Below are 12,429 nucleotides of genomic sequence, written 5' to 3'. Positions count from 1 at the left end.
TCAGGGGTGAACCGGAACGGCGATCCAGCGGCCGTTGCGGCCGTCAGGAGAGGCGCTCAGCGCCAGGATGAGGGCGATATGGACAGGCTTGCCCGATTCCGGCTGATAGACGAGGGCGCCGCCCATGCGATATTCCACAGTACAGCCGCGATCTGCCGGCAGCGACTTGTCCTCATGCACTAGCTGGCGGTTCGGCGCACCGTCCTTCTCGATGAGCTGCAGGGTGAAGCCGATGACGCGGTTGACGTCCTTGCAGCTTTCCGGCTTGGCGACTTCGGCGTCGCCGAGCAGCAGCGAATAGGCGCCCCGCGGCGGGCCGTCACTTGCGATTGTCGTGTAACGGATCGTCTTCATCGGCGAGCCGAGTTCGGTCGGCGGGTTGAAGGCGGCGATCAGGCCGGGATTGGTCAGAAGGTTGTACTTGTCCATCTGCTGGCGGGCTGCCGTCAGATTCTGGCGGCGTGCCTTGGACAGATCGGCATCCTTGTCGGTCAATTCCAGATGAAAGGGCGTGCCCTCGAGATCAGCACCCGTTTCGGTATTGATGAAATAGGTCTCCGAATAGGGGATCTTGCCATCCTTCATACCGAATTCCTGGAAGGCAAAGACCTTGCCGTCGGCGGAGAAGCCAACAGGCTGCATATTGGCGATATCGCCAGCAGAGGCCGTGGCCGCCATGCCGGTCAGCAAGACGGCGAAAAACCCGCCCATGAACATGCGCTTCGTCATCAGCGAGCTCCCTCAGCCGCGTTGCGAAGGGCGGTAATGGCCTGGCGATAGGTCTCGACCGAGCCGCCCTTGAAAATTGCCGATCCGGCGACGAGCACATTGCCGCCGGCCTTTGCCACGGCAGGCGCGGTATCGACCGTCACACCGCCGTCCACCTCAAGCTCGATCGGGCGATCACCGATGAGTGACTTCGCCGCTGCGATCTTGTCTGCCATTGCCGGAATGAATTTCTGGCCGCCGAAACCGGGGTTGACGGACATAATGAGAATGAGGTCGACATCGTCAAGCACGTTCTCGACCACCGAAAGCGGCGTTGCCGGATTGAGGGTGACGCCGACCTTCTTGCCGAGATGGCGGATCGTCTGCAGCGAGCGGTGCAGGTGCGGTCCGGCCTCTGCATGCACGGTTATGCGATCACAGCCGGCCTTTGCGAAAGCCTCCAGATAGGGATCGGCCGGCGAGATCATCAGATGGCAATCGAAGGTCGCATCCGTATAGGAGCGCAACGACTTGATGACATCGGGGCCGAAGGAGATGTTCGGCACGAAATGGCCGTCCATGACGTCGAGATGGATCCAGTCGGCGCCGGCCGCAGTGACGTTGCGTACTTCCTCGCCGAGTTTTGCAAAATCTGCCGCCAGGATCGATGGGGCGATGCGGATGGGCAGTGTCGTCATGATCTCGGTCTCCTCTCAACCGGAAGCGGCGAGCGCCTCACGGCAAATTTCAATAGGTCAATCTGTCCCATCGGCCGGCGGGACGAAAGTGTCGCCGCGCCATTCGAGAAGACGATAGGGATTTTGCGACACTTCATGGGCCGGCGTGAAGATGACCGGGCCGATCGGCGTATTGAACTGCGTTCCGATCAGTTTTTCGACCACCGGCTTGCCTTCGGCCACCGCTGCCTGCACGGCCTGATCGGCGATCAGCGCGGCTGCGGCTGCCGGCAGGACATAACCTTCCGGTTCGGTTCCGGCTGCGCGCAAGGCCTCGACGGTCGCAGCCGCATCAGGCAGAAGCGCATATTCGGGAATGGCAACGGCGCGTACGCCATCAGCCAGCGCCAGCGGCTGGTTTGCAGCGCGCATCGCGTCGCCGCTCAGAATATCGAGCGGGATGTTTTCAGCCTTGGCGTCCCGGGCGATGATGGCGACATCGTTCCTGTCGCCGCCGATGAAGACCTTGGTGGCGCCGGCCCGCTTCAGGCGGCGCACGAGGCCGATCTGTTGTTCCTGTCCCGGCCGGTAGGTGTCGGTGAAAACAGGCTTCAGGCCATTTTCTTCCAGTGCGTTGCGCACGGCTTCCGTCAGTTCGCGGCCATGGATCGTGCCGTCCTCGATGAGGGCGATCGGAGACGCCGTCCATTGCTGCAGGATGATCTGAATGATCCTGGCGGCTTCATCGCTATCCTGCGGACCGAGGCGGAAGAGGGGCCAGCCGTTCTTCAGCGAATCCTCCATCAGGATGCGCGAGCGTACCGACACGGTGATGACGGGAATATTGGCGTCCTTCAGCTTCGGCAGGGCGCCTTCCAGCGTCTCGCTGCAGAGGAAGCCGATGGCGATCTGAACCTTTGCAGCGATCAGCGCATCGGCGATCGCCTGGCCGCTATTGTCCTGGCAGGTCTCATTGACAGGAACGACCGTATTGCCCGCCCGCTGGATCTCAAAATTCGCGCCGGCGGAAATCTGTGCGCCGAGCGAGGCGAAAGTGCCCTCTTGCGGCGCCACGACGCCGATCGTCACGCCGGCCGCGCGGCCTTCGGCCGTCAACGCCATGAGCGACAGAAGGGCGGCTATGACACGCAGGGTCATCATGAAAGGTGCAGGTCTCTCGTCTTGTCCATGCCCTTTTATCCGCACGGCGGCAATCGTCAAAGAAAAACAAGCGTGTTCTGCAGCTTTTAGAGGGTGCCATTGTAGAAAAGGTAACCGATGCCCGCCATATTGGTGAAATAATAAAAACAAGACACTGATTGTGGAGAAGCATGTGTTGAACAGGCAGCATATCGATCCCGGCCTCTATCGCGATGCCATGAGCCGCTATGCCGGCCATGTGCAGCTCGTGACGACGGTGCTCGGTGAAGCCCGCCGTGGCGTCACCATCACGGCTGCCTGCTCGGTGTCCGACAATCCGGCTTCCGTTCTCGTCTGCCTCAGCAACACCAATGCGAAGAACGAGATCTTCTGGCGCAGCGGCATCTTCGCGCTGAACTCGCTCGGCGCCCACCATCAGGGTGTTGCCGATGCTTTTTCAGGCCGCACGCATCTGGAAAACGGGGATCGTTTCTTGAGCGCCCGCTTCGAAACGCTGGCAACGGGCGCGCCCGTGCTTGCCGATGCGCTTGCCGTCTTCGACTGCCGGGTGACCGACATCAAGGAAATGCCGACCCATAACGTCATCTTCGGCGAGGTCGCTGCCGTTCGCTTCACCGAGATCCACCCGGCGCTTCTTTATTTGAACCGCGGTTATCACACGATATAGGCTCGGCTGCGCAGGAAAGAGGACAGGCCATGGACAATGCCGGCATCGATGAAATGTTTCAGTCGCTCGGGCCTGTCACCATCAAGCGCATGTTCGGCGGCAAGGGCATCTACCATCTCGGCCGCATCCTGGCGCTCGAAGTACGCGACGAAATCCTGCTGAAGGCCGATGAAGAGAGCGCACCGGAATTTGCCGCGGCGGGCGCCAGCCAATGGTTCTACGAGGGCAAGAAGGGAACTCCGGTGAAGATGCCCTATTGGAGCATCCCCGACGAGGCCTATGACGACCCCGACATCATGGCGCGCTGGGTGCGGCTTGCCTATGAAGCCGCATTGCGGGCTGAATGATCAGCGCAATTCGCCGGCTGGAAGAGCTGATATCGCGACCCTGGTGAAGGCCGACAGCGGCTCGGGCAGGTCGGCAAGGCCGAACCAGCCGAAATCCGAGAGCTTGTCGGGTTCAGTGAGCTGCGGCTCGCCTGCCACGTCGCGGGCGATATAGAGAAGGGAAATCCAGTGCTGACGGTCGGCCTCGATGATCTGTTCGGTCAAGCCGATCCGCTCGACGCGGCCGATAGTCAGTCCCGTTTCTTCTTCCGCCTCGCGACGCGCGGCTTCCTCAGCCGGCTCCATATGGTCGACCTTACCGCCGACGATATTCCAGTAGCCGGCTTCAGGCGGACGCACGCGTTTGTAGAGGAGGATTTTGCCGTCGCGCAAAATCACCAGGCCTACACCGAAGCCTGGGAAATCGATGCCGGGCTTGCCCATCGGGCAATCAGACCTTGGCGTTGCCAGCGATCAGCATGAAAGCGGGGATATCGTCACCGAATCCGACCGGCGTCGGGCCGTCGTCATGGTCGCGATGGCGGCGGCGCTCGCGATTGTCATCATTCGCCGGATATTGCCGACCGTTGCGCGCGTTATTCTGTGGCTTCGGTTCTGCTTTGCGCTCGTTCTTCACGGTTTCGGCCCTTGCTGGTCTTGCTGGTGCTGCTTCCACGACTTCAACGCTATTATCTTCGGCGTTGATATCAGATTTATGACTCGCAGACCGGCGGTCACGGCCACGATCCTTATCCCGCTCGCGAGTCTTTGCGCGGCGGGGAGAGCGATCGCTGTCGCGGCTTTCTTCGGCCGGGGGCAGAGAGGAGAGATCGCCGCTCTGCCATTCGACCTTTTCGCCGATCAGCTTTTCGATCGCGTCGGCATGTTTCTGGTCGCGGCGGGTGACGATGGTGAAGGAAGCACCGGAGCGACCGGCGCGGCCGGTGCGGCCGATACGGTGAACGTAGTCTTCCGAATGGATCGGCACGTCGAAATTGAAGACGTGACTGACATCGGGAATATCGAGGCCGCGGGCTGCGACGTCGGAGGCGACGAGCAACTGGATGTTGCCGTCCTTGAAGTTGGCAAGCATGGCCATGCGCGAGCGCTGGTCCATGTCGCCGTGCAGGGCGCCGACCGAGAAGCCGTGACGCTCCAGCGAACGGAAGAGATCAGCAACATCCTTCTTGCGGTTGCAGAAGATGATCGCGTTCTTCAGATCGGTCTGAGCGCGGATGAGGTCACGCAATGTGGCGCGCTTCTCGTAATCCTTGTCGTGAGAGGCGACGAAACGCTGCGTGATGGTGACCGACGCCGAGGCCGGCTTGGAGACTTCGATCCGCTCCGGGTTCTGCAGGAAGCGATCCGCGAGCTTCTGGATTTCCGGCGGCATGGTGGCCGAGAAGAACAGCGTCTGGCGGGTGAAGGGGATCAGCTTGGCAATGCGCTCGATATCGGGAATGAAGCCCATGTCGAGCATGCGGTCGGCTTCGTCGATGACGAGGATTTCGACGCCGCTCATCAGCAGCTTGCCGCGCTCGAAATGGTCGAGAAGGCGGCCGGGGGTGCAGATCAGAACATCTGCGCCGCGCTCGAGCTTGCGATCCTGATCTTCAAAGGAAACGCCGCCGATGAGGAGGGCGACGTTGAGGCGGTGGTTCTTGCCGTATTTTTCAAAATTCTCGGCAACCTGGGCGGCCAGTTCGCGGGTCGGTTCCAGGATCAGCGTGCGGGGCATGCGGGCGCGGGCGCGGCCCTTTTCCAGAAGCGACAGCATAGGAAGAACGAAGGATGCCGTCTTGCCGGTGCCGGTCTGTGCGATGCCGCAGATATCTCGGCGCTCAAGCGCGAAGGGAATTGCCCCGGCCTGAATGGGAGTGGGGATGGTGTAGCCCGCATCAGTAACAGCGGAGAGCACTTTGGGGCTCAAACCAAGTTCAGCAAATGTCGTCAAAGGGAAAACTGTTTCCGTTCCGTTCGGCCGGTCTCTGGCGAGTCGGCAGGATTGCATGCCGCAATGGTTGGCGACATAGTCCTAAACGGCCGGCAAGTCAAGGAATAGCGGCTCCACCCCAGGAGCGAGGTGAAGCGTTCGTTACTGCGATCCGGCTATTTTATATAAGTGGCAAGTTTAAGGCCGGCATTCATGAAATAGATCGGATCGACGGCATGTCCATCCTGACGCACCTCATAATGCAGGTGCGTACCGGTGGAGCGGCCCGTGCTGCCGGCTAGGCCAATGACATTGTTGCGATCGACCGTGTCGCCGACCTTGACCAGTATTTCCGACATATGGCCGTAGCGCGTCGAAATGCCGTTGCCGTGATCGACCTCGACCATGTTGCCGTAGCCTCCGGTCCAGCCGGCTGCAATCACCTTACCGGGCGCGGTAGCGCGGATCCTTTCACCCGGCGAGAAACGGAAGTCGATGCCGGAATGCAGAGCAAGCCGGCCGAGGAAGGGATCGCGCCGGTTGCCGAAAGGGCTAGTGACTTCCTTGCCGATGGCCGGATTGCGGAAGGGCAGGGATTCGGCGGTGCTGCGCACCGCTTCCAGACGGGTCAGCGCGCCATCGAGCTGCACCAGAGAATTGTTGAAATCGTCATTGCTTTCGGGCTCGACGTAAGGACCACCAACGGCACTGTCTTCTTCTTCCTTGGCGGCGATAGTCTCAGCCGGAACGGCTATATGAAAGCGGTCGAGCACGCCTTCGATCGTATTGGCGGCGTTGCCGGCGTCGCTTGTCAGCTGGTCGATACGGTTCTTCTGGTCCTGCTCGACGGTCTTCAGCGAGAGCGTGACCTTCGAAAAGATGCGGTCGGCGCGATCGCCGACGGTTTCTTCTGATGGAACATAGGCAAGGGTGGAATTGTCGGGGGTCTCGGCGTCGGCCGGCTTGCTGTCGCCCGCCAGCATCCTTTCGATCGCCTGTGCGCCGCCGGTCAGCGAAGCGCGTTTGTCCTTGATCTCGGGCGCATAGGATTGCGCCGGCACATCCGCGGCAGACGCATTCTTGCCGGTCAGCCCAGAGCTTTCGGCGCGATCGAGCAGGTTATCGAGCTTGCCGTGGCGCGAGGTCAGCGCCATCTGCTGTTCCATCAGCTTGTCGACCTTGTCCTCGACCACCTGCTGATCGAGAAGCTGGCGAGAAGTGATGCGGTCGACCTGGGCGCGCAGCGCGGCGATGCGATCCTCATAATCATGCTGCATGCGGGCCTGGCGGGCCATGGTCGCGCCGATCAGATCGTCGCGCAGCACGAGGTAGGAAGTGGCGAGCAGATAGCCGATGGAAAAGACGCCGACGAAGCAGAAGGCCAGCGCCGCCATCCATGGCTTCACCGTCATGTGACGCACCTTGTCGCCACTGGCAAGAATGAGGACGTGTTCCTGTGCCTTCTTGCCGAAGACCCGACTGTGATGTCCGTTCGTCACGAAGGGTCTCCCAAAGATTCGCTTTTAGCGCCCAGCCTCATTGGGAAATGATTACATACTTTTATGGTTAACAGTCGGTTTACGCAGGCCTATTGGAGCTTGCCGCTCAACTCTGGCTGGTCGAGGTGAGCGCGCGGTAGAAGGAGGGGGTCAGGCCGGCTTCGGCGCGGGCCACATCGTTGAAAGGCGCCTTCAGCGGACCACGGAAATTGGCCCGCACCAGTTCCTGGAATGTCCTTGCAGGATCGCGCTTTTCGCGGGCGCAGAGGAAACGAAACCACTTGGCGCCGACGGCGACATGGCCCTTCTCGTCGTTGTAGATGACGTCGAGAACGGCAGCACTTTCGAGGTCGCCGGTCTCGCGCATCTTGGCCTGTAGCGCAGGCGTAACATCGAGGCCGCGCGCTTCGAGAATGAGCGGTACGACGGCAAGCCGGGCCGTCAGGTCGTTGCGGGTCGAATGCGCTGCCTGCCAGAGGCCGTCATGGGCGGGCAGATCGCCATAATCGGCGCCGAGATCATTGAGCCGCTTGCGCACCATGCGGAAGTGCTTGGCCTCTTCATAAGCCACCTGCATCCAGCCGTCGAAGAAGGAATTCGGTACATGCGCCGAGGCGAAACGCGCCACGATGTCGAGCGCCAGATCGACGGCATTGAGCTCGATATGGGCAATCGCGTGGAGCAGGGCGATGCGGCCATGCACTGTATGGAGCGAGCGTTTTCCGACCTGCGTCGGCGGCACCAGCAGTGGCTTTTCCGGCCGGCCGGGACGCTCGGGCAGGGGCGCATCCAGCGGCGAGCGCAGCGAGATGCGCCGGGCGAACCATCTGGTAGCGCTTTCCTGCGCGAGCTCCGTCTTGCGGTCGAGATCGGCGGAGCAGATCGCATCGATCGCGCCGCCACGCAGCGAGGTGATAGTCGTCACGCAGCGAGGTTCCTGACGGCTGCCAGCACCGTTTCGGCATGGCCGGCAACCTTCACCTTCTGCCAGATGGTGGCAATCGTGCCGTCCCTGCGGATCAGGAAGGTGGTGCGCTCGACGCCCATGAAGGTGCGGCCGTACATCTTCTTTTCCTTCCAGACACCATAGGCCTGCAGCACGGTCTTCTCCTCGTCCGAGGCGAGTGCCACCGTCAGCTTGTGTTTCTTGATGAAGCGGTCGTGGCAGGTGGCCGAATCGGGCGACATTCCGACGACGGCGGCACCGGCGGCTGCAAACTCACCGGCAAGTGCCGTGAAATCCAGCGATTCGGTCGTGCAGCCCGTCGTGTCATCCTTGGGATAGAAGAACAGGACCACCGGCTTGCCGTGATAATCAGAGAGCGAAATGCGCCCGCCACCGTCGCGCGGGAGGCTGAAATCAGGAGCACGGGAGCCAATACCGGGTGCGGACATCTCAAAACTTTCTTTTGCCGGGTTTAGGAGAGATACTATATCAGACGGGTTATATAGTGGATGAAACGGCGTCCCGCCCAGAGCCATTCAAATCAGATTCAGGAGTTTCCCAAGGCGCATGTCAGCCATCCGCGGCGAAAAGGTCACGTTCCGCAAGAAGGACATCGTCGCCTTGCACAGCCTGCCTTCAGCGCAGGTGGAGGACCCTCTTATCGTGCATTGCCCGCCACCGCGTTCCCGCATGCGCGGCACGGCGAAGGCCACGGGCGGATTCTGCGCGGTCATCCTGTTCATCCTGGCGGCGATCGTCTTCACGATCGAAAGCGGGGTTATCGACGCGCCGCTGTCGCAGCAGGCGCAGTCGGCGCTGAACAGCGCGCTGGGGCCGCGCTACCGATCCGAGGTCGGCTCTACCGTCATCCGCTTCACCTCCGGCCTGCGGCTGGCGCTCGAAGCGCGCGACGTCAACATGATCGACCAGCAGAGCGGCCAGCATCTTTCCACCGCATCCTCCATGCGCATGGCGCTCAATCCGCTGCAGCTCTTCCGCGGCCGCATCGCCGTATCATCGGTCGAAGCTGACGACATTGCCCTCGACACGTCGCTGCTTCCATCAAGCGCTCCCATCAAGCTTGACGACCTGCGCGTCGATGCCATTCCAGCGGCGATGGAGATGATCTTCTCGCATCTCGACCTGTTCGAAAGCTTCGTCGAACGCGGCGCTACCGACTCCGTGCGCATCTCCGGCATCGATATCAAGCTCGCGGATACGGCAAATGGGCCGGTTTCGCTCGTCGTCGACAGTCTCGCCTTCGAACATGCCGGGCCGAACTCGCTGCAGCTGAGCGGCCAGATTTCCATCAACGGCGAGGCAGCCGATCTCAATGTGATCACCGAACAGGCGGGCGGGCACGCATCCCGGCTCGTCGCCACATTGTCACATGCCGACCTGACGCCCTTTACACTGAAGCGCAACGAACAGGGCGAGATCCGCCAGGGCGTCAACACCTTCGGCGATCTCACCATTTCCGCGGTCAGAGCTGCCGACGGCGTTAAGCCATCGCTCAATGCGGCTCTCAAACTCGATCCAGGCCTTATCTATGTCGACGGCGATTCTCAGGAGCTGACGGACGGGCAACTCAATCTGGCCTATGACTTCGACAAGCAGACGCTGGAGATCGCCAAATCGCAGCTGCATCTCGGCGCGACCATTCTGCCGATCAGCGGCGCGCTGATCGACCTCGACAAGCTCGATCCGAATGCGGGCAAGGGGTTCGGCATCGATGCGCTGATCAGCGGCGGCACGGCCGCACCCAATTCCGGCGAGCAGCCGCTGTCCTTCGATCTGCAGGCGACCGGACGCTATCTCGTCGCCGGCCGCGAATTCCAGTTCACGAATATGGTGGCTTCCTCGCCGCTCGGCTCCCTCTATGGGGCGCTGCACATCCGGCTGAACGAGAAATCACCGGAGATCAGTTTTGCCGGCCAGTCGCAGCAGATGCAGACGACGGCGGTCAAGCAGCTCTGGCCTTTCTGGATGGCGTCCAAAGCGCGGGTCTGGGTGCTGGCAAACCTGTTTGGCGGCGTGGTGACCGATGCTTCCATTTCCGTCTACATTCCGCCAGGGCGTCTGGATGAGGCGGCAGGAGGACGCGGCCTGCGGCTCGACGAAAACCAGCTCCGCATTGCCTTCGACATCGACGGAACGCGCTTGAATGTTGCCGGCGAGATCCCGCCTGTCCGCGACACCGCGGCGCATTTCGACCTGACGGGCGGAAAGGCGACGATCTCGCTCAAGAGCGGCACCTCCTATTTCCCATCCGGGCGTTCTGTAGCGGTGCAGCCGGGCACCTTCGTGATGCCGTCAGTCTACGACAAGCCGCTGATGGCCGATGCCGACATTTCCGTTTCAGGCTCGGCGGATGCGGTGGGCGAGCTTCTGACCTACAAGCCGATCAAGGTGTTGCAGCGCGCAGGCTTTGTGCCTGACGACCTTAAGGGCACTATCGACGCGCATGTGCAGGCGCATTTCGGACTTCTGTCCTCGCAGAACCCGCCGCCGCCCGAATGGGAGGCGCAGATGAAGCTCACGGATGTCGCGCTTGCCAAGCCGTTCTCGGGGCGCGTCATCACCAATCTCGACGGCACGCTCGATGCCGATCCGCAGCAGGTGAAGGTCAAGGGCAAGGCCGACATTGATGGCGTCTCCGCCGATATCGATATGTTGGAGCCCGTCGACAAATCTTCCGGCATCGAGCCGCAGCGCGTGATCACGGCAACGCTAAACGGCGATCAGCGCGACAGGCTGCTGCCCGGCCTGTCCGGCATCCTCGGCGGCAGCGTCAAGCTGGTACTGACGCGCCTCGATGAAGACCGGCAGGACGTGCTGCTCGATCTCGGTAAGGCATCGCTCGATCTCCCCTGGATCGGCTGGTCGAAGGGCAGCGGTATTCCCGCCAATGCCGAATTCGAGGTTTCCGGCCCGCCTGACAATACGCAGGTCAAGAATTTCCGTCTGAAGGGGGATGGCTTCGGAGCGACCGGGGCGCTCGTGATCGGCAAGAGCGGCCTGATATCGGCGGATTTCGATAGCGTGAAGCTGTCTTCCGTCGATGATTTCGGGTTGTCGCTGAAGCGCAGCAAGGGCGGCTTCGATATTTCCGTATCCGGCGCCAGCGCCGATGCGCGACCGATCATCGCCCGGCTGAAATCGGATTCGGACAGCGATGGCGACGGCAGCGACAGCAGCAGCGTGAGCGTGCGGGCGAAGCTGCAGAACATTATCGGCTTCAATGACGAGAAGATCGGTAATTTCCAGGCGCAGATCGCCATGAGTGGCAGCCGGCTGCAATCGCTGAATTTCTCCGGCATCACGGATAGCGGTGAGGCGGTCGTCAGCCAGATGCAGGGCGGCGGTGTCATCAACATTACCAGCGGCGATGCCGGCTCCGTCTCGCGCTTTGCCGATCTTTACCAGCATATGCAGGGCGGCCTTCTCAATCTGGCTATCCGTCTCAATGCGGGCGGCGGCTGGGATGGCTCGCTCGACGTGCGCCGCTTCTCGATCGTCAACGAGCAGCGCCTGCGCTCGATCGTTTCCACACCTGTCGGTTCAGACCAGCGCACGCTGAACGAAGCCGTCAAACGCGATATCGATACCTCCTCGCAGCGCTTCCAGCGCGGCTTTGCCCGTGTCGTTTCGCGCGGTGGGGCAATCTCCATCGAAAACGGCGTGCTGCGCGGCGACCAGATCGGCGCCACTTTCCAGGGTGTGGTGCGCAATGCGAAGGGCAACATGGACATGACCGGCACCTTCATGCCGGCCTATGGCCTCAACCGGCTGTTTGCCGAGCTGCCGCTGATCGGCGTCATCCTCGGCAATGGTTCAGACCGAGGCCTAATCGGCATCACCTTCAAGCTGACAGGCAAGTTCGACCAGCCGAACCTGCAGATCAACCCGCTCTCGGTGATCGCGCCCGGCGTGTTCCGCCAGATCTTCGAATTCCAGTAAATCGCTAGTTCCAGTAAATCGCTGGGGGTTATCGGTGCAGAACTCCATACTGATCCGGCCTTATACGCCCGGGGATAGCGACGCGACGATCGAGATCTTCCTGCGCGCCATCCGCGAAGTCTCGTCGCGCGATTATTCGACTGCGCAGATTAATGCCTGGGCGCAGGTGGAAGATCCCGCCAAGTGGGCCGAGCGCCGGATAAGCCGCCCGGCCTGGATCGCTGACATTGACGGCAAGCCGGTCGGCTTCTCCGATCTCGTCGCCGATGGCTGCCTGGACATGATGTTCGTGCATCCCGAATTTCAGAGGCTCGGTGTGGCGAGCCGGCTGCTGGCGCGCGTCGAGCAGGAGGCGCTGGCATCAGGCATGGAGCGGATCTACACACATGCGAGCCTGACGGCGCGACCATTCTTCGAGCGCAAGGGGTTCGTTGTGGTCACGCGACAGACCGTCGAAAAGCGCGGGCAGAAGCTCGACAATTTCGTGATGGAGAAGTTTTCCCCGCCATTATCCTGAAACAGGCAAAGAAAAAGCCGGCGGGAAGGCCGGCT

Annotated in this window: 12 protein-coding genes; 4 read left to right on the top strand and 8 right to left on the bottom strand. The window is 61.5% G+C overall.

Annotation, left to right across the window (positions count from 1 at the left end):
* From J2X71_RS30600 to J2X71_RS30590, 3 genes are read right to left on the bottom strand one after another with little or no spacing between them, the layout of a single operon-like run.
* Positions 1-729, bottom strand: a complete 729-nt coding sequence (locus J2X71_RS30600; RefSeq protein ID WP_310388221.1) for a DUF2259 domain-containing protein — start codon at positions 727-729, stop codon at positions 1-3.
* Entirely contained in the window at positions 729-1,406 is a 678-nt protein-coding gene (rpe, locus tag J2X71_RS30595) for a ribulose-phosphate 3-epimerase (RefSeq protein WP_113321791.1), read from the bottom strand. Before rpe ends, J2X71_RS30600 begins: the two co-directional genes overlap by 1 nt.
* Positions 1,407-1,463: 57 nt before the next feature.
* Positions 1,464-2,546 (bottom strand): ABC transporter substrate-binding protein, encoded by a 1,083-nt coding sequence (locus J2X71_RS30590; protein WP_310388218.1) that lies wholly within the window; start codon positions 2,544-2,546, stop codon positions 1,464-1,466.
* A 172-nt stretch (positions 2,547-2,718) separates the two neighbouring features.
* On the opposite strand from J2X71_RS30590, the gene J2X71_RS30585 reads away from it, so the two are divergent.
* Entirely contained in the window at positions 2,719-3,213 is a 495-nt protein-coding gene (locus J2X71_RS30585; protein ID WP_310388215.1) for a flavin reductase family protein, read from the top strand.
* A gap of 29 nt (positions 3,214-3,242) precedes the next feature.
* Positions 3,243-3,560, top strand: coding sequence for a TfoX/Sxy family protein (locus tag J2X71_RS30580; RefSeq protein ID WP_025668870.1), 318 nt, complete (start codon positions 3,243-3,245; stop codon positions 3,558-3,560).
* Here the strand turns inward: J2X71_RS30580 and J2X71_RS30575 are convergent, their stop codons facing one another.
* From J2X71_RS30575 to J2X71_RS30555, 5 genes are all read right to left on the bottom strand, one after another.
* Positions 3,561-3,983 (bottom strand): NUDIX domain-containing protein, encoded by a 423-nt coding sequence (locus J2X71_RS30575; RefSeq protein ID WP_113321787.1) that lies wholly within the window; start codon positions 3,981-3,983, stop codon positions 3,561-3,563.
* Between the two features lie 7 nt (positions 3,984-3,990).
* Positions 3,991-5,550: a DEAD/DEAH box helicase gene (locus tag J2X71_RS30570; protein WP_310388210.1), complete on the bottom strand. Its 1,560-nt coding sequence runs from the start codon at positions 5,548-5,550 to the stop codon at positions 3,991-3,993.
* Positions 5,551-5,648: 98 nt separating this feature from the next.
* The gene (locus J2X71_RS30565) at positions 5,649-6,971 is read right to left on the bottom strand and encodes a peptidoglycan DD-metalloendopeptidase family protein (protein ID WP_310388208.1); all 1,323 of its coding nucleotides are present in this window, start codon (positions 6,969-6,971) and stop codon (positions 5,649-5,651) included.
* Positions 6,972-7,077: 106 nt separating this feature from the next.
* Positions 7,078-7,896: a ferritin-like domain-containing protein gene (locus J2X71_RS30560; RefSeq protein WP_310388206.1), complete on the bottom strand. Its 819-nt coding sequence runs from the start codon at positions 7,894-7,896 to the stop codon at positions 7,078-7,080.
* The gene (locus tag J2X71_RS30555; protein WP_310388204.1) at positions 7,893-8,366 is read right to left on the bottom strand and encodes a peroxiredoxin; all 474 of its coding nucleotides are present in this window, start codon (positions 8,364-8,366) and stop codon (positions 7,893-7,895) included. Before J2X71_RS30555 ends, J2X71_RS30560 begins: the two co-directional genes overlap by 4 nt.
* Positions 8,367-8,484: 118 nt before the next feature.
* Here J2X71_RS30555 and J2X71_RS30550 point away from each other — a divergent pair, with 118 nt between their 5' ends.
* Entirely contained in the window at positions 8,485-11,877 is a 3,393-nt protein-coding gene (locus J2X71_RS30550) for a DUF3971 domain-containing protein (RefSeq protein ID WP_310388202.1), read from the top strand.
* Positions 11,878-11,911: 34 nt separating this feature from the next.
* On the top strand, positions 11,912-12,394 hold the full coding sequence (locus J2X71_RS30545; protein ID WP_310388200.1) for a GNAT family N-acetyltransferase: 483 nt from the start codon (positions 11,912-11,914) through the stop codon (positions 12,392-12,394).
* Positions 12,395-12,429 lie beyond the last annotated feature (35 nt).

It is taken from the genome of Rhizobium sp. 1399 (assembly GCF_031455475.1).
Classification (GTDB): domain Bacteria; phylum Pseudomonadota; class Alphaproteobacteria; order Rhizobiales; family Rhizobiaceae; genus Rhizobium.
The sequence above is the reverse complement of the archived record's forward strand: the minus strand, read 5'-3'. Positions and strand labels throughout refer to the sequence as shown.

Excerpts from the sequence above, each read along its gene's own strand:
- J2X71_RS30600 (WP_310388221.1), bottom strand. The coding sequence starts at position 729 with ATGACGAAGCGCATGTTCATGGGCGGGTTTTTCGCCGTCTTGCTGACC.
- rpe (WP_113321791.1), bottom strand. The coding sequence starts at position 1,406 with ATGACGACACTGCCCATCCGCATCGCCCCATCGATCCTGGCGGCAGAT.
- J2X71_RS30590 (WP_310388218.1), bottom strand. The coding sequence starts at position 2,546 with ATGATGACCCTGCGTGTCATAGCCGCCCTTCTGTCGCTCATGGCGTTG.
- J2X71_RS30580 (WP_025668870.1), top strand. The coding sequence starts at position 3,243 with ATGGACAATGCCGGCATCGATGAAATGTTTCAGTCGCTCGGGCCTGTC.
- J2X71_RS30575 (WP_113321787.1), bottom strand. The coding sequence starts at position 3,983 with ATGGGCAAGCCCGGCATCGATTTCCCAGGCTTCGGTGTAGGCCTGGTG.
- J2X71_RS30570 (WP_310388210.1), bottom strand. The coding sequence starts at position 5,550 with ATGCAATCCTGCCGACTCGCCAGAGACCGGCCGAACGGAACGGAAACA.
- J2X71_RS30555 (WP_310388204.1), bottom strand. The coding sequence starts at position 8,366 with ATGTCCGCACCCGGTATTGGCTCCCGTGCTCCTGATTTCAGCCTCCCG.
- J2X71_RS30550 (WP_310388202.1), top strand. The coding sequence starts at position 8,485 with ATGTCAGCCATCCGCGGCGAAAAGGTCACGTTCCGCAAGAAGGACATC.